The sequence below is a fragment of the Nocardiopsis sp. NRRL B-16309 genome (genome assembly GCF_001279585.1).
In the GTDB taxonomy this organism is placed as follows: Bacteria; Actinomycetota; Actinomycetes; order Streptosporangiales; family Streptosporangiaceae; genus Nocardiopsis.
The window spans coordinates 178,262-200,246 of record NZ_LGEC01000092.1; the positions used below are offsets into that span (position 1 = coordinate 178,262).

A 21,985-nucleotide genomic window follows, 5' to 3' on the forward strand; every position below is an offset into this window, starting at 1 on the left:
CCGTGGGCCATGATGTCCGCCATGACGATCAGGAAGGGCGGAATCCGCCCGGGCCGTTGAGCCCCACCGCGCCGACGCACGCGTCGGCCACCCAGCTCCTGTCCTCCCTCGCCGACCTCTCCTCCGCCCAGCGGATGACACGTCTGGCGCTCTACGCCCGCGACCACGCGGGAACACCCCACCTCGCCGGGATCCTCCGGCAGCTCGAAACCGGCGGCCACGGGTACCTCGCCGTGCACATGGCCACGGCCGCGCGCGACACCGCCGCCCTCACCCGCTACCTGGCCGGACCCGATACGGCCCTGCGCCGGTGCGCCCTGCGCGGGGTCCGCCTGGTCCCCGACGACGCCGTCACACCCCTGCTCGCGGACGCCCCGACCGGTCTGCGGCGCGCCCTGTACCGGACGCTCTACCACTGCGGGCGTACAGCGCTCGCCGACGGCCTCCTGGCCCGTGTCCGCGACGAGTACGGCGACGCCGAGGCCGCCGCACTGCTGCCCGCCTGCTCGACCGAGCGGGTCGCCGACCACCTGCCCGGCCTCGCGCACGCCGTGCGCTCCTGGCGCCGGCTCGCCCGGCGCCACCCGGACGCGGTCCTCGACCACGTCCGCCGTCAGGACGCGGACGAGAGGAGGCGGTTCCCGCTGTGCCGGGCGCTCCAGGCCCTTGACCCGGTGCGCCCCCAGGAGGTGGCCGGGGCGCTGAGCGAGCGCGACTTCAACCGGGTCACGTTCCCGCACGCGCACCGCGTCCGGCACGGTGAGGGCGGACCCCACCACTACCCCGTGCGCTACCCCGCGTTGCGCGGCGGCGACCGGTCGCTGCGGTTCCTGCGCCGATCGATGCGCTTCGACATGGCGTCGGCGCTGAGGGTCCTGCGCGCCATGCCGCCCGAAACGCGACAGGAGCACATCGACCGGTTCCGCAGGACGGCGGGAGCGCGGTCGGCGACCGCGCTCCTGCCCTTCCTGGAACTCCTGCCGCCCGAGGAGGCCGCCCGCGAGGCGCGGCGCGCGCTGGACTGGATGGGCGGCTTCCAGGTGCGCTCCACCCGCGCGGACCCGAACACGGACCTCGACGCGGTCGCCTTCCTGCCCTACGCCGAGGCGGCGCCCCGACTGGAGGAGGCGGCCTCCTCCGGGGACACCGACCGCCGGGCCCGAGGGCTGAGCCGACTGGTGGAGGCCACCGCCCGGACCGGCGACGCCGACCGGCTCGCACGCGTGCTCACCGAACGTGTCGAACGCACCCGGGCCGAACGCGACCCGGTCCGCCGGGCCCTGATCCGGGCCCTGTGCGGAGTGCACCCGGTCCTGCTGGCCAGAGCGGGCCTGGCCACCCCGGACGGCTCCGGTTCCACGCCTGACGGCGGCGGGCCCCTCGTGCGCCTGCTCACCGCCGCCGTCGAGGCGCGCGACTGCTCGGCGGACACCCGCCGCGCCCTGCGCGACCTGGCCGCCCGGCTCCTGCGCCATCCGCGCACGGCGGCCGACGCGGCCGCCTCGGACTGGGGGCTGGACGTGTACGTCCGCCTCATGGAGCGGTTCGGCGTCCAGGGGCTGGGGAAGTGGGGGCGCCCCGAGCACGCACCCCCGTGGTGGAGCCTGCGCGGGCGGCGGCGCCAGGACATCGCCGAACGCTACCTGGACCAGGTCGTGCCGCCCGGACGCGAACACGACCTGTACCGGCGCCTGCGCCCGGCGCTCGACGCGGACAAGGCCCGGGGCGCCCACGCGCTCGCGGTCCGGCTGGCCTGGGAGTTGGGCGACCGCGCCGAACACGTGCGCGGCCTGGCCGACGACCATGTGATCCCGGCGGTCCTGCACGACCCCGAGTCCGGCACGGCGCACTGGGCCGCGCGCTGGTACCTCGCCCACCCGGACCGGGCCCGGCGCGCGCACGAGCTGTTCGACGCCGACCCCGCCACCGCGCGGATCCCGGCGGTCTGGGAGGTCCTGGCCCGCGACGCCGCGCCCAGCGTCCTGGAACGCGTCCTGGACACGGCCGAGGAGTACCAGCGCGCCGAGGGCCGTGTGTGGGTGCCTCCGGTCCCGCCGCGCGCGGCACGCGCCTGGCCGGACCGGGTGCGCGACCGTGTCGCGGCCCACCTGGAGACGATCGCCGCCGACCGCGACCGCGCACCGGACGAGCGCGAGTCGGCCATCGCCGAACTGGCGGCCCTCCCCGGCACCCTGGACCGGCTGGCCCCCTTCGCGGCGAGCCCGGACGTCGTCCTCCGCGAGGCCGCCCTGCGCGCCCTCGGCCGCTGCGACGCACCCGAGCGCGCGCTGGACCGCATCCTGGAGCACGCCGACGGCCCCCAGTCCCGGGCCGCCGGACCCGCCCTGGGCAGGTGCGCCCAAGGGGTGCCCCCGTCCCGGCTGGGCCCCGTACTGGGACGGGTCCTCGACGGCCCCGCCAAGATCACGCTCCGCAAGAGCGCGGCCCGGCTACTGGAGCACCACCGTCCGCCCGGCGGCGTCGGGCACCTGGCCCGCGTGCTGGCCGTGCCGGGGCTGCACCGGGACGTGCGCGCCGCCGTGGCGGGATCCCTCATGCGCGCGGCCGACCATCCGGAGGCACTGCGGGCACTGGCGGCCCACGCGGACGGGTTCACGGACCTGGAGACGCAGACCGCCGTCCTCCAGGTCCCGCCGCGCCTGTGCCCGCCGGACCGCCGCCGGCAGGCGGCCTCGGTGGTGAGCGCCCTGCCCGCCCCCGACCGCCACCACTGGCGGCTGGCCGGCTGGACCGCCCGCTGGGCTCCCTGGTCCGACCGGAACGTGGACGAGATCGTCGACGCCGTCTGCGACCTGGACGTCCCCGGCCTCCAGGCGGTCAGCGCGTTCGAGGCCCTCGTGCACTCGGGGTTCGCCCGCGACCGGATCGCGGAGGTGGCCGTCCGGCTGATCGACGCCGTTCCCGGACCCGACGGGGGCGTCCCCCGCCGACTGCCCGTCGGAGAGCGCGGCGAGGCCGCCGCGCGGTTGGCGCGCGTCCTCGACCTGATCGAGGCCGTGACGGCCCGCCAGGACTCGGACGGTGACGAAGGGGTCCCCCTGCAGGCCGGGCGGGTCCTGGACCACCTCGCGGCCCGTCCCGAACTCGCGCCCGAGGCGTTGCGGGTCGTCGCCAACGGGATCCACCACCGAGTGCGCGCGGGGGGCGGCGAGGAGGAGGCCGCCCCCACGTGGCAGTGGCTGTCGGTGCGGTTCCTGCTCGGTGCGCGCCTGCTCGCCCGCTGTCCGCACCGGACGGAGGCCTCCGTGAACCTCCTGGTCGATCCCGTGCACGGGCGCTACGGCGGTGACGAACGCGTGCCCATGGACGTCCTGGAGAGGACCGTGTCCCGCCTGCTGCAGAGGTCGAGGGCGGGCAGCGGCGGCGAGGGAGTGATGAGGGGCCTGGTCGCGCTGGAGATCATCGAGCGCTGCGGCCGGACCGCCGACTGGGCCGGTCCCTGGCCGGACCTGCTCACCAGGGCCGGGGAGACCGGGCACGAGGCCGTCTGGCTGGCCGCGTGGCGCCTGGCGGTGATGTGAGGGCCGCGACCCTCGGCCGGGGCGCGTCCTGTAGCGGGCGCGCGCCCCGGTCAGCCCTCGAACTCCGCCATGGGCGTGACCTCGCGCAGGAAGCCGCGCGCGTCCAGGAACGAGGTCAGGTACTCGCGGTGTTCGTCACAGGCGACCCACACCTTGCGGCGGTCGGGCGTGTGGACCTTGGGGTTGTTCCACACCAGGGCCCAGGTCGCCGACGCGCGGCAGTCGCGCCGTGAGCACCGTGTCTCGGCGGGTCCGGAGTCAGCCAAAGCAGACCGTTCCTCGTTCGGGGCTGGGGCGGGTCGTGCACCCGCGCCACCACCCTACGTGCGCCTCGGCGCGGCCCCGGACGCGTCCCGCTCCCGTGGGGCCCGGTCGGTGTCGGTTCCGGTCGGCTCGGCTCAGGAGGGGCCGGGGAGCGGGGACCTGCGGTCGGGCGAATCGGGGCGGGTCAAAACCCCATGGGGAAATCGGGGCCGTGGGTCAAGGAGTGGCAACAGTCGGGTATTCACCGATCGGCCGGGAGAATAGGCGACGCCGGGTGGTTACGGGGGCAAACCACCCGGCGTCGTGCGCGATGTTTCAACGGGGGCTCGAAACATCGCTCCGCGCTCCGACGGGGGACCGAAGCGCTAGAACCCAATGTACACCGACGCCCCCCGGGGTACGTCAAGAGTCAGTTACGACGTTGTCTCGGGAGAGTCCCACCGTTGAAGGGCCCTTAGTCCCAGGTCAGGACTAATCTGACAGTTCGCCCATCCCCTCCGTGCGATTTCCTCTGGGGGAAGGCGGATTCCTCGGGTCAAAGGCGCCCCAAGCCTCGGCAATCACGTCTTCCGGAAAAGGTCAAGGGGTGCACGCGCGCGCGTGCGACCGGACCGACCGGGATGCGCGTCTCCCGTGTGGCCGAGGCGCTTTCCGGGGAGGCAGGTGACGGAGGGTCGCCTCGCCGCGACCGTGCAACCGACTACGCAGGGGGTCACTGATGTCCCACCACACGTACCGCGTCACGGAGATCGTCGGAACCTCGCCGCAGGGAATCGATCAGGCCATCCGCAACGGCATCGACCGTGCCGCCGCGACGCTGCGCGAACTCGACTGGTTCGAGGTCACGCAGGTCCGCGGCCACATCGAGGACGGCGCCATCGCGCACTACCAGGTGGGTCTCAAGGTCGGTTTCCGGCTCGACGACTGAGCCGTGGCGGTCGGGGCCGGGCCGTCCACCGTGGTCGGTCCGGCCCCGACCGTCAGCCGGCGTCGGCGCTCTCCTCGCCCCTCTGGACGTCCACGTGCACGTGGTCCAGGTGGCGCAGGATCTCGTTGTCGGGGTCGGCCTCGTAGTCGCGCCAGCCCAGCGACGGGAAGGTCGTGCTCCAGATGCGGTCGTCGAAGATGATCACGGCGACCTCGTAGTCGGGGGCGTGCGCGATCAGCCAGTGCGCCATGATCCACCCCGCCCGCCGGTTGTCCTCGTTGACCGGCCGGTAGAAGATGTCGATCGCCCGGCCCTCGTAGTGCGCCGAGTTCTCGCCGTGGCCCGTGTCGTAGCCGCCGGGCTCATAGCCGCCCAGGCTCAGGTCGGAGAAGTGCCTCACCAGGCCGCCGTGGAGGTTCTGGGCGCGCGGCGTCAGCCCGGAGGGCTCCAGCTCGTCCTCCACCCCCAGGTCGGGGTTGTTGGTGGAACGGCAGGTCAGCGACGGGCCGGCGTCGTCCTCGGGCCCCTCCACCAGGCGCGTCATCACCTCGTCGGGGATGTCGTCGGTGTCGGGCGCCTCCACGGGTGCCGAGTCCCCCTGGACGGTGACGGCGGCCGCGGTGGTCGCCCGCTGCGCCTGGTCGCGGTCCAGGCGGACCTGGCCGTCGTCGGTCGTGACGGCGCAGTCGGGCCCCCAGGGCATCGATATCGAAGGCGCGGTGTTGCGCACCACCCAGCGGGTCCCCAGGGCCGCGATCACACCGATCACCACGAGGATGGCCACGGACAACAGGAGTCCGTTCCATCGACGCCCGTAGTTCGCCGGTCTGTGTGCCATGCGCATGCCCCCTGTGTGTGCTGGCCGACGGGTCGTGACCGCGCGGCATTGCTCCCGGACACATAACGACTGGAGGACTCACCAGATTTCGGACATGGCCTGCTTCTGCCCCGGAAGAGCGTGTGGCTACCGTCACATCGTGTGGCGGAGGTGACCCGGCGCGGTGCTCACCAGACCGACCACAGGACGAAGAGGCCGCCCAGGACCAGGGTCACGGCCCAGACGCGGTCCATCGTGACCCCGCGCCAGCGCAGGGCGTGCACACCCAGGAAGTCGTAGGCGATCAGCGCCGCGACGCCCGCCGCCGCCAGCATCGCCAACGAGTGGACGGTGGTCGCCCCCACACCCAGCAGGGTCGCGTCCCACAGGCTCCACGCGTCCCCGGTCGCACCTGAGCCCCCGGGTACCCCGGTCGCTTCAGGCCCCTCGGCGGCACCGAACCCTCCACCGGTCCCGGTCTGCTCGGCTTCCCCGCTCGTTTCGCCAGTACCGGGCGCCCCGTCGACCTCGCCTTCCTCGTCCGCCCCACCGGTCTCAGTGGCACCAGCGGCACCGGACGAGCCGCCTTCCTCACTCGACCCGGCGGCTCCCTGCGCCTCGGCGGCGCCGACTGCCTCATCGGTCCCGGCCGCACCGGCTGCCCCATCGCTTCCGGCGCTCGCGGTGCTCCCGACGTCCCCACCGGTTCCGGCCTCCTCCGGGGCCGGAACGGTCCCGCCGTGATGGCCGTGTCCGCCGCCGTGCGCCTGCCCGAGCCGACCGGCCAGGACCGGCATCAGCATCAGCCCCGCCCCGTGCGCCGATGACATCAGGAACGCCCACGCCGTCAGCTGCCACAGCGACAGCCGGACCTCGCGCCAGTGGAAGTGCCGTCGCGACAGCAGCATGAACAGGCCCACCCCGACGATCACGGCGCCCCCGGCCACCGGGAAGAGCACCGAGGCCGTCGCCGAACCGGTGAGCGTGATGGCCACCGCGGCCACCCCCACGCTGGCGGCGTGGCCCAGGGCGATCGCCGGAAGGGAGCGCAGCACCTCGCGGCGTCCGCCCTCCTGGAGGCCGCGGGACACGGCCAGCAACCAGCCCATGCCGGGGTGCAGTCCGTGGAAGGCGCCGAGGGCCACGAGTGTCCAGAGCTGCGCGGTGGTCACCGGGACAGGGTCACACCGACGGTGTCCGCTCCACAACGCCGCGTCCCCGCCTGACCGGAGGTGGTCAGACGGGGACGCGGCGGTTTCGCCTCACACCCTCAGGGGCACAGCGTGTTCAGATCCATGGGGTCGCTGCCGACCTGGCGGCCCGGGTCGGCCGGCTCGGGCTCGTCCAGACCGGTGTACTCCTGCCACTCCGTCTGGTCGTCCCCGGTGCCCGGCTCCTCCGGCGCGGTCGGCTCCGCCTCCGGCTCGGTTCCGTCGGAGGCCTCCTCGGACGGGCTCTCCGGCAGCTCGTCGCCGCCGGGCTCCCCGCCCGCGATCGCCGTGGCGACCAGGGACCGGACGTGCTCCCAGTCCGGGGCGGCGGTGTTGACCTGCGGCGGCGAGAGCTGGAGCGCCTCCATGTCGCCCTCGTCGGTGACCCTGTCGGCCAGCTCGATGAACGCCGGGACCTTGGTCTGCGGGATGTCGGTGGTCAGCGTGCGGGCGGTGGCGCCGGCCAGTTCACGGTAGCTCGTGAGAACGGTGGTGGGCTCCACCTGGTCGGCGACGTACTTGATCAGGCAGCCCTGGCGGCCCATCCGCCCGTAGTCGTCCGAGGCGACCCGGGAGCGTCCGTACCACAGCGCCTCATGGCCGTCCAGGCGCTGCAGGCCCTCCTCCAGCACGCCGCCGTGCACGCCGTAGGGGATCGGCTCCTCGATCTCCACCTCGATCCCCCCGACCGCGTCGATGAGGTCGCGGAACCCCATCATGTCGACCATGGCGTAGTACTCGACCTCCAGGCCGATGTTGTGGCCGATCACCTGCTTGAGGGTGTCGGCGGCCGGGTCGGGCGCGGTGGGGTTGAACGCGAGCTCCCCGGGTTCCTCGGAGACGGCCTGGTAGACGTCGTTGAGCAGGCCGTCGAAGCCGTAGGGGGCCGGGTAGCGCTCGGCGAGGGCGCTCCCCTCGGGGAACTGGGCGTTCTCCAGGTTGCGCGGCAGGCCGATGAGCACCGTGTCACCCGTGTCCGGGTCGACGCTCGCCACCATCATCGAGTCGGTGCGCACGCCGTAGCGGTTGTCCGCCGAGTCCGAGCCGATCAGCAGGACGTTGACCCGCTCGTTCCCGTTCCAGGGGTCGGCGTCGTCGTGCGGTGGCAGGTCCGCGCGCTCGGGTCCGCCGAAGACGTCGGAGATCGTCGTGTAGGCCGTGTAGCCGCCGTGCAGCGCCAGCGCCGAGGGCACCGCCACCGTCAGGCACAGCACCAGGACGACGGCGCCGCCGACCACGCGCCGGCCGAGCGTCGACCCCTCGGGCCGGGTGATCGCCCACGAGTGCACGATGACGGCCATCCACAGCACCGTCACCGCGAACACCGCGGCCATCGCGCCCAGCAGCCAGCGGCTCTGGACGGCCATGCCGGCCACCACGGTCAGCGTGTCGCCGTCACGGCCCCAGAGGCTGACCGCCCACACCGCCAGCGCGACGAGGCCGAGGAGGTAGGTCCCCAGGATCACCCATCCGGCCAGGCGCCGCCGCATGCGCAGGTGGGCGACCCCCGGGAGCGGGACCGAGGCGGCGGTCCACAACAGGGCCCGCCCCGTGCTCGGACGCGGGGGCGCCCCGTCCCGTTGCTCGTCCTCCGCTGTCACCGACGTGTCCTCTCCACTCACGGGGCGCGTGTGCGATCCCCGCCGACATCTCACTGCTTCGCCACCGCGCGGCGGCCGGGCACGATCGAACGCTACCCCTGTCCTGATCACGCACCGAGCGTGCGTTCCGGTTCCCGGTCCGGTGAGCGTGCGGCCCCAGATCATCAGTGTGGCGGTTTGTCGCGGTTCTACGTACGGACGTCCCCGTCATAGGGACGTTCTATACAAGTCTGTTATGTGCTCTGTAGGTACCGGATGGGGGATTGGGCGACCTGTTCGCCCCGCTCAAAGGGGTGAATCAACCGATTTCTTTCGCGATCAGTAGTGAACCGGCGCGACAGCTGCGATGATCTGGCCGCAGGAGGGGGCGCTGTCCGGGGGAAGGGCGGCGTCATGGGAACGAAAGGCACCATAGTGCTGGATGCGGTTGACGCGGCGCTGATGCGCGCGTTGCAGGGGGATGGCAGAGCGACGTTCCAGGCCCTGGCGGACGGGGTCGGGCTGTCACGGACGGCGGTGCGTGCCAGAGTGCGCCAGCTCGTGCAGTCGGGGGCGATCCGGATCGTCGGTGTGCTGCACGCCGGCGTGGTCGGCATGGAGGTCCTCGGTCACGTGTCGTTCCGCGTCGCGGGCCCGGTGGGTCCGCTGATGGAGGAGCTGGGGGAGCGCGAGGCCGTGACCTTCGCCGCGCAGTCGGCGGGGCGGTTCCCGGCCGTCGCGCAGGTGCGGGTGGCCGACGACGCCGCCCTCACCAAGGAGCTCGCCGACCTCAGATCGCTGCCGGGCGTGGAGGGCGCGGAGGTCTTCCGCGCCACGTCGGTGTTCAAGGACGCCCACAGCAGTGTGCGGGAGCTGCGCGACATCGAGCTGGACGCGTTGGACTGGCGTCTGGTGCGCCGACTACTCAAGGACGGCCGGTCCTCGTACGCGGACCTGGCGCGCCAGGTCGGCCTGTCGCAGGCCGCGGCGCGCTCGCGCGTGGTGCGCCTGCTGAACGCGGGCGTCGTGCACGTCACGGCGCTGGTGGAGCCCTCGGCGGTGGGTGCCAACGAGCAGCTGGGGTTCGGGCTGAGGTGTCGGGGCGACGCCGGTGCGCTGGGCGCCGCTCTGGCCAATCTGACCAGGGTCTCCTTCCTGGCCAGCGGTTTCGGGCGCTATGACGTCGTCGGCACGCTGACCGCGCCGGATCGCCACCGGCTGGTGGAGGCTCTGGAATCGGTCCGCTCGACCCCCGGTGTCTCCTACGTGGAGACCTGGGACCACCTGTCGGTGCGCAAGGAGCGCAGGGGCGGCGAGCGGCCGATGGGGTGGCCGCCGGGGTGACGGGCGGGGCGACCGTCCGTGCGCGCCCGGTGGCCTCCGGTGAGGAATCGCGGATGCCCGGGCCTTGTCTGTAACCACCGGTAGCATTTTTACGTGTTTCCGCGACGTATGCCTTGCGTCACGCTTAAGTTACCCGTGAGTATAGAGGAGGTCGGTGCGAGTCGGCCGCACCAGGCGCGGGTGTAGTGGGAGGCAGACGTGGCGCTTGCTAAGACGTTGACGGCGGTGGGAACGGCGGGGCTCGCCCGGTGCGGCGGCCGCCCCTTCGGCACGCACCTGTTCTCGGTCTGGCCGGGGGCGGCGCTGGCCGCGACCGCGTTCCCGGTCCGCTGTACACCGGGCGACAACCTCGCCCTGCACGTGGCGGTGGCCCAGGCGCCCCCCGGGTCGGCCCTGGTCGTGGACGTGGCCGGTGACTCCGAGTACGGCTACGTCGACGAGGTCCTCGCCGTCGCCGCGCGGACCCGGGGCGTGGCGGGGATCGTCCTGGACGGGTGCGTGCGCGACATCGCCGCCATCGCCCGCTGCCAGCTGCCCGTCTTCAGCGCCGGTGTGGCCGTGCGCGAGGCCGGACACGACGCGGGTGGAGCGGTCGGCCAGCAGATCAGCATGACGGCCAACGGGCCCGCGCCGCTGCCGGTGCGTCGGGGCGACTGGATCGTCGCCGACGACGACGGTGTGGTCTGCCTGCCGCGGGGCCAGGTCAGCACCATCATCACCGAGGCGATGAGCAGCCTCACCCGCGAGCGCGCACTCGTCGACGCAGTGGCGGCGGGGGAGAGCACGCTGGACCTGCTGGGCCTGGACCCCTCGCGGGTCGCGGGCTGGGAGGGGTCGACCGAGGAGCGCCCGCGGCCGGGACTCGGCCGGATGCACCGCCTGGGGCGCCGTGACCCCGCCGCACGCGTGGTCGAGGGCCTGACGGCGCTCCGCGCGCGCGGCGGGCACCTGCCCGCCCTCGGCGACGCCTACGGGACCGACTGAGGGCCGCGGGCGGTCGGGGCCCGGTTCCTGAGGGGACGTGGGCCCCGACCGGCGGGCGCGGCCCGGAGGGGAGCGGGTGCGGCTCGGGCCGTGGCGAGTCGCTCAGTCCTCGGTGAGGGAGAGCAGCTCGTCGATGTAGCAGGTGGCCTCACGGGCCGCCGCGGCGGCGTCGGCGGCGCGGATCGCCTCCGTCAGGCCCGAGTGGTCGATGCCCTCGGTCGCCGAGGACGGCCGGTCGGCGGCCTCCGCGCTCTGCCCGTAGGCGGTGTGCGCGATGCTCGCGTAGACCACCTGGGCGATGTCGTCGTACAGGTCGATGAGCAGGGTGTTGTGCGTGGCGTTGACGACCGCCCGGTGGAAGGTGAAGTCGGCCTCCACGAACGCGCCCATGTCGCGCTCGCGCCAGGCCTCCTCGCGCAGGCCCATCGCACGGTCGATCCCCGCCATGTCCTCGTCGCTGTGGCGCAGAGCCGCCAGTCGCGCGGCCTCCACCTCCAGCGCGCGCCGCACCTCCAGGTTCTCCCGCAGGCGCGAGCGCTCCAGACGGCGGCGCAGGGCGCCGCCGAGCTCGCTGGAGGCGCGCACGAAGGTCCCCGCGCCCTGCCGGATCTCCAGCAGCCCGGCGTGGGCGAGGGCGCGGACGGCCTCGCGGACGGTGTTACGGCCCACCTCGAGCTGGTCGGACAGCTCCGACTCGGTGGGGATGCGGTCGCCGACGCCCCATTCACCCGAGTCGATCTGGGCTCGTAACTGACTGATGACCTGGTCGACGAGACCGGTCCGGCGTGTCGAGGCGAGGGGCACGCGTAACCTCCTAGGGGCGGGTCGCCGGATGACAGGGCCAGCGCACGGGTACGGATCGGTTAGGCCGGAGCTTAGACCAGTTGCGGGCTCGAAATGACGGCGAACGGCAATGCGTTATCCTCATGAAGTACATCGGGTCATCCTATGAATATGTGAGCCGCCTCCCATGAGCGTCACCTCCGCAGCGAACACCGGCGAACAGAGCGGTTCCCCGTACGGGGGGACCGCTTCGTCCCGTCCCCGGCGCGGTGTGCTCCTGCTGGTGGCGGTGGGCATCGCCCTGGCCGCCCTCAACCTGCGGACCGCCATCACCAGTGTAGGCCCGGTCCTCGGGGAGGTCACGGACGGTCTGGGCATGACCGCCGTCGGTGCCGGAGTGCTCACGACGCTGCCCGTGCTGTGCTTCGCCCTCTTCGGCGGGCTCACCCCCGCCCTGGGCCGGCGCCTGGGCGAGCACCACCTCCTGGTGTACGCCCTCGGCGCGCTCTTCGTCGGGCTCGTCGCCCGCGCGTTCGCCCCCTACCCCTGGCTCTTCCTTGTCCTGAGCGTCGTGGCACTCTCCGGTGGAGCGATCGGTAATGTCATCCTCCCCGCGTTGGTCAAGGAGCACTTCCCCGACCGCGTGGGCCTGATGACGACCGTCTACACCACGGCCCTGGCGGCGGGGACCGCCATCGCGGCCGCGGCGACGGTGCCCGTGGAACAGGCGACGGGCGAGTGGCGCGTCGCGCTGGGCTCCTACGCCCTCTTCGCGCTCGTGGCGGCCCTGCCCTGGCTCCTGGCACTGCGCGCCGAACCGCGCCGCGGCGGCAGCGGGCGCCACCTGCTCCTGCGCCAGGTGCTGGGCACCGGCATCGGCCGGCAGGCCGTGTTCTACTTCGGCACCCAGTCCTCCATCGCCTACATCATGTTCGGCTGGTACGCGCAGATGCTGCGGGACCAGGGGATGGACGCGCAGTCCGCGGGACTGGCCCTGTCCTACCTCACACTGCTGGGCGTGTCGGTGTCGCTGGTCCTGCCCACCCTGGCGACCCGGATGCGCAACACGAGCCCGATCGTGGTCATGTTCGCGGCGGCCTACCTGACCGGCTTCGCCGGGATGTGGTTCGCGCCCCTGTCGGGTGTGTGGGTGTGGACGACGCTTGTCGGCGTGGGCATGGGCAGCTTCGTCTTCGCCCTGACCGTCTTCGCCCTGCGCACCCGCACGGGCCCGGGGACCGCCGCCATGTCGGCCACCAGCCAGAGCCTGGGCTACCTCATGGGCGGCGCGGGCCCCTTCCTCTTCGGGCTGCTGCACGAGCTCAGCGGCGGCTGGCACGCGCCCCTGGCCCTGCTGGTGGCCCTGACGGCGGTCAACCTCGTCTTCGGGCTCCTGCTGTCGCGCCCCCGCTACCTGGAGGACGCGATCGCCGCCCGGGAGGCCACGCGGGTCACACGGGAAGCCAGTCGAGCCGGCCGATGAGGTACACCGACCCCACGAAGGCCACGACGTCGATGAGGGTGTGCGCCACCACCAGCGGCATCACCCGGCCGTAACGCAGGTAGAACCAGCCGAACACCAGCCCCATCACCAGGTTGCCGAAGAACATCCCCACGCCCTGGTAGAGGTGGTAGAAGGCCCGCAGCACGGAGCTCACCAGCACCGACTTCCACGGCGACCAGCCCAGCTGTCCGAACCGGTGCAGCAGGTAGCCCACCACGATGACCTCCTCCAGGAGGCCGTTCTTGGCGGCCTGGAGCACCAGCACGAGGGAGTCCCACCAGTTGCCGTCCAGGGTGCTGGGCGCGATCGTGCGGGTCAGCCCGAGCTGCCAGGACACGACGTAGACGACCAGGCCGCCCAGGCCGATCAGGGCCGCCAGCGCGGCGCCGCCGCCCAGGTCCAGGCCGGGACGGCGCACGTCGAAGCCGATCGTGCGCGCCGAGTCGCCGGTCCGGTGCAGCAGGTACAGCACGAGCGCCACCGGTGCCAGCGCGAAGACGACCGCGTAGAGCTGGTAGGACAGGTCCAGCCACGGCCGTTCGACGGCGCGCGGGTTCACCAGGCTCGCGGTCTGTTCGGCGAGGCTCTCGGTGGCGGTCAGGGCGCCGACGAAGGAGATGGTCGACGACACCGCCGCGGCGCCCAGGGACAGGGCCAGGACGCACAGGATCTCCCAGCGCAGCACACTCGGGGTGAGGTGCGGGGCCAGGTCGGAGTCGGCGGCGCCGGTCGCGTGCGCCTCGTGGTGGGTCTTGTCGCTCACGCGTCGAATCTACGTGCTGCCCGGGCGGGAGTGCGACGGCCCCCGACCAGGAATGAGGCGGTGAACGCGCCGAGGCCGCCGCGAGCGTCCGCCGCGCGCTAGTAGCCGCCCGGCGCGTCGTCCTCGTCGTCCTCTTCCTCGCCCTCGGCGTCCTCCTCGCCCTCGCCCTCGTCCTCCTGCTCCACGGCGGGGTCGTCGTCGCCGGTGTCCTCACAGGCCGCGGTGCCGAAGACGGCGAGGGCGGCGATCGCGCCGCCGACGAGGAGGCGGCGGGCGGTGACGAGGGACTCCCTGGTGAGGTCGTCGAGCTGCATCGGGGCTCCATCCGGTCGGACGCGGGTTCGTACGGTCGAACTACGTACCCGCCACCCTAGGAAGGGTTCCTCCGGCGCGGCCGGGGACGCGCCGCGGAGCCACGGATCCGCGGGCGCGGGCGCGGGTCCTGGCCCCGGCCCGCCGACGCGTGGCTCCCCGGACATGGGACAAGCCGCCGGCCATGCGCGTGTGACACGGACCGCGCATGGCCGACGGCTAGGGGGTGACGGTCGTCCCGCCCCGCCCCAGCCACGAAAGCGGGGTGGGACGACCGTCGGGGAACGAAGACCAGTGTCAGTGAGCCGCTGAGAACTGGTCTTCCTCGGTGGAGCCGGTGAGTGCCGTGGTGCTGGCCTCAGGGGAGATGGTCGTGCTGATGGCGTCGAAGTAGCCGGTGCCGACCTCGCGCTGGTGGCGGGTGGCGGTGTAACCGCGCTCCTCCGCCGCGAACTCGGCCTCCTGCAGCTCGACGTACGAGGTCATCCCGTTGTGGGCGTAGCCCTTGGCGAGGTTGAACATCGAGTAGTTGAGCGAGTGGAAGCCGGCCAGCGTGATGAACTGGAACTTGTAGCCCATGTGGCCCAGCTCGCGCTGGAACTTCGCGATGGTCGCGTCGTCCAGGTGCCGCTTCCAGTTGAAGGACGGCGAGCAGTTGTAGGCCAGCATCTGGTCCGGGTACTGGGCCTTGATGCGCTCGGCGAAGTCGCGGGCGACCTCCAGGTCGGGCGTCGCGGTCTCCATCCAGAGCAGGTCGGAGTGCGGGGCGTAGGCCAGACCGCGGGCGACGCAGGCGTCCACGCCGTTGCGGAAGCGGTAGAAGCCCTCCGCGGTGCGCTCGCCGGTGATGTAGGGCTGGTCGCGCTCGTCGATGTCGCTGGTGATCAGGGTCGCGGCCTGGGCGTCGGTCCGCGCGATGACCAGGGACGGGACGCCGGCCACGTCGGCCGCCAGGCGGGCCGCGTTGAGCGTCTTGACGTGCTGGCCCGTCGGGATGAGGACCTTGCCGCCCAGGTGGCCGCACTTCTTCTCGGAGGCCAGCTGGTCCTCCCAGTGCACGCCGGCCGCGCCGGAGGCGATCATGCCCTTCATCAGCTCGTAGGCGTTGAGGACACCGCCGAAGCCGGCCTCGGCGTCGGCGACGATCGGGGCGAGCCACTCGGGAGCGCTGTCGTCGCCCTCGGCCCAGGTGATCTGGTCGGCGCGCATCAGGGCGTTGTTGATGCGGCGGACCACGGCCGGGACGGAGTTGGCCGGGTAGAGGCTCTGGTCCGGGTAGGTGCTGCCGGACAGGTTGGCGTCGGCCGCGACCTGCCATCCGGAGAGGTAGATCGCCTTGAGACCGGCGCGGACCTGCTGGACGGCCTGGTTGCCGGTGAGGGCGCCGAGGCTGTTGACGTAGTCCTCAGTGTGCAGCAGGTCCCAGAGACGCTCGGCGCCGCGGCGGGCCAGGGTGTGCTCCTCGGTGACCGAACCGCGGAGCTTGACCACGTCGTCGGCGGAGTAGGTGCGCTCGATCCCGGCCCACCGGGAGTTGGTCTCCCAGTCCCGCTGGAGTTCGGCGCTGGCTTCCTGACGTCGAGCGCTGGTGCCCATGTTCGTTCCCGCCTTACGTGTAGTCCCCAAGGTGTTCTCACCGGTCGAGGGAGGCCGAACCAGAGCCAGGGGGTGAGCCCTGGGCGGTATGTTCCCCGCCGGTAACTATGATTCTTGGGCAAGATCCAAGACTTTTCCACCCGAAATCGTGTGAAGATCTTGGATTCTTTCCGTACTATGAACGCATGGCGTACTTTGGTGCTGAAGAAATACCGTCTTTGACGGGTGACCTAGATCTCGTTACCTTCGGGCAGCGGCTCCGTCATCTGCGCCGTGCGCGCGGTCTGACCCTCTCTGACCTGGGGGAACGCGTGGGGCGGGCACCCTCGCAGCTGTCCCTGCTGGAGAACGGCAAACGTGAACCGAAGCTCTCCCTGCTCACGTCCCTTGCCTCCGCCCTCGGCGTCTCGGTCGAGGAACTTCTCTCGAAGCAGCCCCCGAGCCGGCGCGCCCAGCTGGAGATCACCGTCGAGGAGGCCCAGCGCGACCCCCTCTACCAGGCGCTGAACCTGCCGCACCTGAAGGTCGGCAAGCGGGTCCCCAACGACGTGCTCGAACACATCGTGGGCCTGTACGACGAACTCAAGCGGCGCCACGCCAAGCCGACGGCCACCCCGGAGGAGGCCCGGCGGGCCAACGCCGACCTGCGCCGCCAGATGCGCGAGCGCGGCAACTACTTCGAGAACATCGAGAAGGCCGCGGCCGAGACCCTCGCCGCCGTCAACTACACCGCGGGGGCGCTGTCGCAGGGGCAGATCCTCGCGATCGCCACCCACCACGGTTTCGCGCTGAAGTACGTGCAGGACCTGCCCCGCTCCGTGCGCTCGCTGACCGACCACATCAACCGGCGCATCTACCTCAAGCGCGAGACGACCCTGGGCATGCACAGCCCCCGCACGATCCTGCTGCAGACCCTGGGCCACGTCATCCTCGGGCACGGCCAGCCCCGCGACTTCGGCGACTTCCTGCGCCAGCGGGTGGAGGCCAACTACTTCGCGGCGGCCGTCCTCATCCCCGAGTCCACCGCCGTCACCTACCTCCAGGAGGCCAAGCAGGCCCGCGACCTGTCCGTGGAGGACCTGCGCGACGTCTACTCCGTCTCCTACGAGATGGCCGCCCACCGGTTCACGAACCTGGCCCACCGCCACCTGGACCTGGTCTGCCACTTCATCCGCAACGACGAGACCGGCATCATCTACAAGGCCTACGAGAACGACGGGCTGGTCTTCCCGACCGACGACACCGGCGCCATCGAGGGCCAGCGCATGTGCCGCCAGTGGTCGGGCCGCCAGGTGTTCGCCTCCCCGGACCGCTACTCGATCTACTACCAGTACACGGACAAGCCCAACGGCACGCACTGGTGCGTGGCGCACGTGGACCCCAGCCGCGAGCGCAACTTCGCCATCACCCTGGGCGTGCCCTACAAGGAGTCCCGCTGGTTCCGCGGCCGGGAGACGACCAACCGGACCAAGTCCAACTGCCCCAACGGCGAGTGCTGCGTGCGGCCGCCCGCCGATCTGGCCGCCCGCTGGGAGGGCAACGTGTGGCCGTCCGCGCGAGCCCACTCCCACGTGCTGTCGGCCCTGCCCTCGGGCACGTTCCCCGGCGTGGACGAGCACGATGTGTACACCTTCCTGGAGAACCACAGCCGCGAGCCCTGAGCGGCGCTGGACCGGCGCCAGGGCGGCGGCGGGACGCGGGAGGAGAGGGACGGGCCGGAGCCGAGGGCTCCGGCCCGTCGCTGTGTGCGCCCCGGGTTGCGCGCGGTAGGCGATATCCCGGTCCTGACCTCGTAAATCTCTGATCAACGGGCTTTCGGGGCCAGGGCCCGGTCCGGGACCATCACCCGTGTGGGGTGAGGCTGATGGGCTTCGATCCGATGTACGTCATCACGGTGACCGCCGCCACGGCCGTGGTCGCCGTCGCGGCCACGGTCGCGGTCATCGTGTGGCTGATGCGCCACGCGCAGCGGCCGGCGGCCGCCGTGAACCGCAAGCTCGACGACGTGCGCCGCAGTGTCGAGCGGACCCACGCCACGCGCGCGGCGGACGCCGCCCGGCGGAGGACCCGGGAACGGTACGCCGCACGCGGGAGGCGCGCCCGGGACGGTGCAGCGGCCTTCGCGGCGGCGGTGCGCGGGCGGGGCCGCCGGACCGCCCTGCGGGTCCGGTCGGCGGCGGCGCTGCCCGCGGCCGTCCGGCCGGACGGTTCGCGGTGGGTGGCGAGTTGCCGCCGGGTCGCCCGGTCGCGACGGCCGCGGTGGGTGGCGAGCGCCCACAGGGGTGTTGGACCGGAGCGTTCGCGGCGGGTGGTGAGTGATCACCGGGTTGCCAGGTCGAGGGGTTCGTCGCGTATCGCGAGTGCCAGCCGGGCCGCCCGGTCGGGGGGTTCGCGGCGCGCGCCGTCCGACCACACGGTCGCCGTCGTGGGAGCGCTCGGTGCGGCCGCGGCGGTGGCGTTCGGTCTGCTCTACGCGGGCTCGGAGGCGGCGCCGGGTTCCGACGAATCCGCTTCCCCGGCGGCCGGGACCGTGCCCCTGGCCGACCCCGACCCACTGGTGCCCGCGCCCACGACCGATCCGGACGACGCCGTTCCGGGCGTTCCCCGGCTGAGCGCGGTGACGGGGACGGTGTCCGGTTCCCCCGTTCCGGACGTGTCCGCCGAGCCGACCGGGAACGGCGACCCGCCGTCCGCGGAGGCCGGGGGAGCCGCGCCGGGGACGGACGCGCCACCCTCGGACCCCGAGACCCCGCCGACCGGGGACGGCACCGGGACGGATCCCGGCTCCGGTGAGGGGTCGCAGGGCGCCCCGCCGACCCCGGAGCCGGAGCCCTCGGAGCCATCCCAGCCCTCGGAACCCTCGGCGCCGCCGTCGTCCGGGCAGCCCTCGCCGCCCGGCTCGGAGCCACCGGACGAGCCCGCTCCGCCCGAGGACCCCGCGCCCGAGGACCCCGCGCCGCCTGAGGAGACCTCTCCGGGCACGGGGCCGTCCCAGAGCGCGGAGCCCGCGCCCGATCGGTCCGGATCGCCCAGCGCGGACCCCGCGCCGTCGACGCCTTCGGGCGATGACGGTTCCGGGTTCTGACCGGTCCGAGCGCGGTCCGGGGCGCGTGGGCGGTGTGCGCCCCTCGTTCATCCGGTGGTCGACTCCGGAGGAGCCGTCCGTGTTACCGTTGGTAACACGCATTGGCCGCCCTTCCCCCCGGAGGGGCCGACAAAGGATGTAGCGCATGAGTGAGGCCACCGCGCCCGCCTTCAGCCTGGAACTCAGCGAGGATGTTCGCGACGTCCGGGACTGGGCCCACGGGTTCGCCGCCGACGTCATCCGCCCCGCCGCCGCCGAATGGGACGAGCGGGAGCAGACCCCCTGGCCGATCATCCAGGAGGCCGCCAAGATCGGCCTGTACTCCCTCGACTTCTTCGCCAACCAGTGGCTGGAGCCCAGCGGGCTCGGCATCCCCGTCGCCTTCGAGGAGCTGTACTGGGGCGACCCGGGCATCGCCCTCTCGCTGACCGGCACCGGTCTGGCGGCCGTGTCGGTGGCGGCCAACGGCACCCAGGAACAGCTGCTGGAGTGGACGCCGCAGATGTTCGGCACCGCCGACGACGTCAAGCTCGCGGCCTTCTGTTCCTCGGAACCCGACGCGGGCAGCGACGTCTCGGCGATCCGCACCCGCGCCGTGTACGACCAGGCCAAGGACGAGTGGGTGATCAACGGGACCAAGACGTGGGCCACCAACGGCGGTATCGCCGACGTGCACGTGGTCGTGGCCTCCGTCGAGCCCGAGTTCGGCTCACGGGGCCAGGCGACGTTCATCGTGCCGCCGCACACCCCGGGGCTGAGCCAGGGGCAGAAGTTCGCCAAGCACGGCATCCGCGCCTCGCACACGGCCGAGGTCGTGCTCAAGGACGTCCGGGTGCCGGGTTCGTGCCTGCTCGGCGGCAAGGAGAAGCTGGACGAGCGCCTCGCCCGTGTCCGCGAGGGCAAGCGCTCCAACGGCCAGGCCGCGATGAAGACCTTCGAGGCCTCCCGCCCGAGCGTCGGCGCCATGGCGGTCGGCTGCGCCCGCGCCGCCTACGAGTACGCGCTGGAGTACTCGACCCAGCGCGAGCAGTTCGGCAGACCCATCGGCGACAACCAGGGCGTGGCGTTCCTGCTCGCCGAGATGGCCACCCGCATCGACGCCGCCCGCCTGCTGGTCTGGCGCGCCGCGTGGATGGCCCGCAACAACAAGGACTTCGACCGGGCGCAGGGCTCCATGAGCAAGCTCTACGCCAGCGAGACCGCCACGTTCGTCACCCAGAACGCCGTGCGCATCCTGGGCGGCAACGGCTACACGCGCGAGTACCCGGTGGAGCGCTGGCACCGCGACGCGACGATCTTCACGATCTTCGAGGGCGCGAGCGAGATCCAGAAGCTCATCATCGGCCGCCAGATCACCGGCCTGCCCGTGCGGTGATGTTCGTGCAGGTGAGAGCATCGGTTTCGTAAGTGTGTTCTAGATCTCGAACGGGTCGTGTGCGTTTGGTGAACGAGGAATAGTTACCGCTCATTACCGGCATTTTACCGCCCGTTCCCGCACGGGTGTTGCCGATCCTGTTACCGGCAACACTGGCAACAGGCCAGTTCACAGAAGGTACGAAGAACAGGACGCGCCGAACACGCTGACGCAGGCACCACGGCGGTGGAGGGCTGTGCCGCTCAACACCAGACGAAGGGATGTGGGGGCCGGGTGGGGAAGCGCCCGGCCTCTCTCACAGGTCGTTGATGAACGCGCTTTCCAGATGAGTGGGGAGCCGGTGCTCGGGCTGGACCTGGCGGGGGTGGAGCAGTGTGTCGGGGGAGACGTGGTCTCACACGTTTCCGCCGGGCGGGCAGCCGAAGGGCACGAACCAGGCGTCGCGCTCGGAGAGATGAGGAAACCCATCGTTCACAGGACATCTCATCCTTGTTCAAGCTCCCTGAACCTGGAAGACCTTCTGTTCGCCTCGTCAGGCAAAATATCCAAAAAGTCGATATTCGGGCTACCCGAAACCGACATGCCCCTGAGCTGCAGAATCCAGCCTCATGCAAATAGATGACACTCGACTCTTACCTGCAATTACGCACGACTTTGCTGGCCAGGCCCAGCATGTCCTAAATACAGGAAATCGAACATGCCATTGACATGCCAACACCAAATGTTATGGTGCTCAGGGTTCGAAAGAATATTCCCCTGCAGAGAGCGACCTTCGTGAGCAATATCCCCCCTATTTGGCAAAGTCGGATAGTGTCTGCCGTCTCATTGATCTCAGCCACGGCGATCCTGGCCTCCTCGGCGCCTGCGATGGCCCAGGAGAGATCACCAGAAGAGCCAGAGATCACAGCTGAGAGAATCCCCATCTCCGAACTGGACATCAATAGCTCCCCGTCCGAGAACATCGAAGCCGTGTCCCTCGCCCTGGACAATGATGACCGCGCCGCTCGCGGCGTTGAAGCGGATGAGCTGAATTATGCGGTTATCGACGACCCCACGAGACCTGAAGGGGAGATTGAGGTCGTCTGGGACGATGGAATCATCCCAGCTTCTGTGGATATCGCTCATGCGGACTTCGGAGAGTACGGCGGCCAGCGCGGTGTCGGTGTCCTGATCGAGGAAGATCCCGAGAACGCCCCAAGTGGGGTTACCCGCAGCAGCGACAACCCCATCGCGGTTCCGGATAACATGTACCTGGACCACATGTTCTGTCTCGATTTCTTTTACGAACCGGACTACCCCGCAGACGAGGACGAACCCTCGACGAATCAAGAACACCACCTGACTACGTGCTACGAGAAGTACGCTGAAGCGGGCACCGACCTGTGGGGCTACTACAGGAGAGCCACGTGGACGAATGCCATCGGCAGCGAGGTGCTGTACAAGCCTCGACTGGTCGATTTCTCCGCTCGTACTCAACCTTGGGAGGGCACCGAGGGACACGTGCAGCGGATGGTGGACTGGGCACCGGTCGCCCCCGAGAGCTCGTGCACCGCTGGCGCATCGGTGACCATCGGTGCTGGCGGAACAGGTCTCACTTTCCCAACATCTAACTGCCAGGATACGTGGGTCGACGCCATTCCGAGCCAGGGAAAAATGGGTCAGATCTTCGAAGGTGAGGTGAGGAGGCAGAAGACCTTGGACTACGGCATGCTCTTCGAAGCCGATAACACCTCGGTGGTCCCGACTCTGTCCGACTACGCTTGGGCCGAGGTGAACTACCGCGGCCCGCAGGGAACGACAGGCGAGGACTTCACACTGTGGACGGATCTCGGTTGGGTTCCGTGGTAGACACGTAGTTCCATAGAATCCAACCATGGAGGGCTTCCGGATTCGGGAG

17 protein-coding genes are annotated in these 21,985 nt (G+C 71.4%); 9 read left to right on the top strand and 8 right to left on the bottom strand.

Going from position 1 to position 21,985, the window contains the following annotated elements:
• Positions 1-56: 56 nt before the first annotated feature.
• The gene (locus tag ADL05_RS21500; RefSeq protein ID WP_053618790.1) at positions 57-3,542 is read left to right on the top strand and encodes a hypothetical protein; all 3,486 of its coding nucleotides are present in this window, start codon (positions 57-59) and stop codon (positions 3,540-3,542) included.
• A gap of 50 nt (positions 3,543-3,592) precedes the next feature.
• Here ADL05_RS21500 and ADL05_RS21505 read toward each other — a convergent pair whose 3' ends face one another.
• Positions 3,593-3,808: a hypothetical protein gene (locus ADL05_RS21505; RefSeq protein WP_053618791.1), complete on the bottom strand. Its 216-nt coding sequence runs from the start codon at positions 3,806-3,808 to the stop codon at positions 3,593-3,595.
• A 716-nt stretch (positions 3,809-4,524) separates the two neighbouring features.
• Here ADL05_RS21505 and ADL05_RS21510 point away from each other — a divergent pair.
• A complete protein-coding gene (locus ADL05_RS21510; RefSeq protein ID WP_053618792.1) occupies positions 4,525-4,734 on the top strand; it encodes a dodecin in 210 nt (69 codons plus the stop codon).
• A 52-nt stretch (positions 4,735-4,786) separates the two neighbouring features.
• Here ADL05_RS21510 and ADL05_RS21515 read toward each other — a convergent pair whose 3' ends face one another.
• The 3 genes from ADL05_RS21515 to ADL05_RS21525 all read right to left on the bottom strand — a co-directional run bounded on the left by ADL05_RS21515 (position 4,787) and on the right by ADL05_RS21525 (position 8,363).
• Positions 4,787-5,572, bottom strand: a complete 786-nt coding sequence (locus ADL05_RS21515; protein ID WP_053618864.1) for a hypothetical protein — start codon at positions 5,570-5,572, stop codon at positions 4,787-4,789.
• Between the two features lie 167 nt (positions 5,573-5,739).
• Positions 5,740-6,723: a hypothetical protein gene (locus tag ADL05_RS21520; RefSeq protein ID WP_053618793.1), complete on the bottom strand. Its 984-nt coding sequence runs from the start codon at positions 6,721-6,723 to the stop codon at positions 5,740-5,742.
• Positions 6,724-6,821: 98 nt separating this feature from the next.
• Entirely contained in the window at positions 6,822-8,363 is a 1,542-nt protein-coding gene (locus ADL05_RS21525; RefSeq protein WP_053618794.1) for an LCP family protein, read from the bottom strand.
• Positions 8,364-8,777: 414 nt separating this feature from the next.
• On the opposite strand from ADL05_RS21525, the gene ADL05_RS21530 reads away from it, so the two are divergent.
• Positions 8,778-9,686: an Lrp/AsnC family transcriptional regulator gene (locus tag ADL05_RS21530; RefSeq protein ID WP_053618795.1), complete on the top strand. Its 909-nt coding sequence runs from the start codon at positions 8,778-8,780 to the stop codon at positions 9,684-9,686.
• 225 nt (positions 9,687-9,911) lie between these two features.
• A complete protein-coding gene (locus tag ADL05_RS21535; RefSeq protein WP_053618796.1) occupies positions 9,912-10,670 on the top strand; it encodes an RraA family protein in 759 nt (252 codons plus the stop codon).
• Positions 10,671-10,772: 102 nt separating this feature from the next.
• Here the strand turns inward: ADL05_RS21535 and ADL05_RS21540 are convergent, their stop codons facing one another.
• Positions 10,773-11,474: a FadR/GntR family transcriptional regulator gene (locus tag ADL05_RS21540; protein ID WP_053618797.1), complete on the bottom strand. Its 702-nt coding sequence runs from the start codon at positions 11,472-11,474 to the stop codon at positions 10,773-10,775.
• A gap of 166 nt (positions 11,475-11,640) precedes the next feature.
• Here ADL05_RS21540 and ADL05_RS21545 point away from each other — a divergent pair, with 166 nt between their 5' ends.
• Positions 11,641-12,936: an MFS transporter gene (locus tag ADL05_RS21545; RefSeq protein ID WP_053618798.1), complete on the top strand. Its 1,296-nt coding sequence runs from the start codon at positions 11,641-11,643 to the stop codon at positions 12,934-12,936.
• Here the strand turns inward: ADL05_RS21545 and ADL05_RS21550 are convergent.
• The 3 genes from ADL05_RS21550 to aceA form a co-directional block, all read right to left on the bottom strand.
• A complete protein-coding gene (locus ADL05_RS21550; protein ID WP_053618799.1) occupies positions 12,905-13,720 on the bottom strand; it encodes a type II CAAX endopeptidase family protein in 816 nt (271 codons plus the stop codon). The two genes, ADL05_RS21545 and ADL05_RS21550, sit on opposite strands and share 32 nt — an antisense overlap.
• 98 nt (positions 13,721-13,818) lie before the next feature.
• Positions 13,819-14,034 (bottom strand): hypothetical protein, encoded by a 216-nt coding sequence (locus ADL05_RS21555; protein ID WP_053618800.1) that lies wholly within the window; start codon positions 14,032-14,034, stop codon positions 13,819-13,821.
• Positions 14,035-14,329: 295 nt separating this feature from the next.
• Complete coding sequence (gene aceA, locus ADL05_RS21560; protein ID WP_053618801.1) at positions 14,330-15,628, bottom strand: isocitrate lyase; 1,299 nt, start codon at positions 15,626-15,628, stop codon at positions 14,330-14,332.
• Positions 15,629-15,846: 218 nt separating this feature from the next.
• On the opposite strand from aceA, the gene ADL05_RS21565 reads away from it, so the two are divergent.
• The 4 genes from ADL05_RS21565 (at position 15,847) to ADL05_RS21580 (ending at position 21,936) form a co-directional block, all read left to right on the top strand.
• Positions 15,847-17,289 (top strand): helix-turn-helix domain-containing protein, encoded by a 1,443-nt coding sequence (locus ADL05_RS21565; RefSeq protein ID WP_082376688.1) that lies wholly within the window; start codon positions 15,847-15,849, stop codon positions 17,287-17,289.
• A 203-nt stretch (positions 17,290-17,492) separates the two neighbouring features.
• On the top strand, positions 17,493-18,713 hold the full coding sequence (locus tag ADL05_RS21570; RefSeq protein WP_053618802.1) for a hypothetical protein: 1,221 nt from the start codon (positions 17,493-17,495) through the stop codon (positions 18,711-18,713).
• Positions 18,714-18,858: 145 nt separating this feature from the next.
• The gene (locus ADL05_RS21575; protein ID WP_053618803.1) at positions 18,859-20,088 is read left to right on the top strand and encodes an acyl-CoA dehydrogenase family protein; all 1,230 of its coding nucleotides are present in this window, start codon (positions 18,859-18,861) and stop codon (positions 20,086-20,088) included.
• Positions 20,089-20,898: 810 nt separating this feature from the next.
• Complete coding sequence (locus tag ADL05_RS21580) at positions 20,899-21,936, top strand: hypothetical protein (RefSeq protein WP_156365949.1); 1,038 nt, start codon at positions 20,899-20,901, stop codon at positions 21,934-21,936.
• Positions 21,937-21,985: the final 49 nt, after the last annotated feature.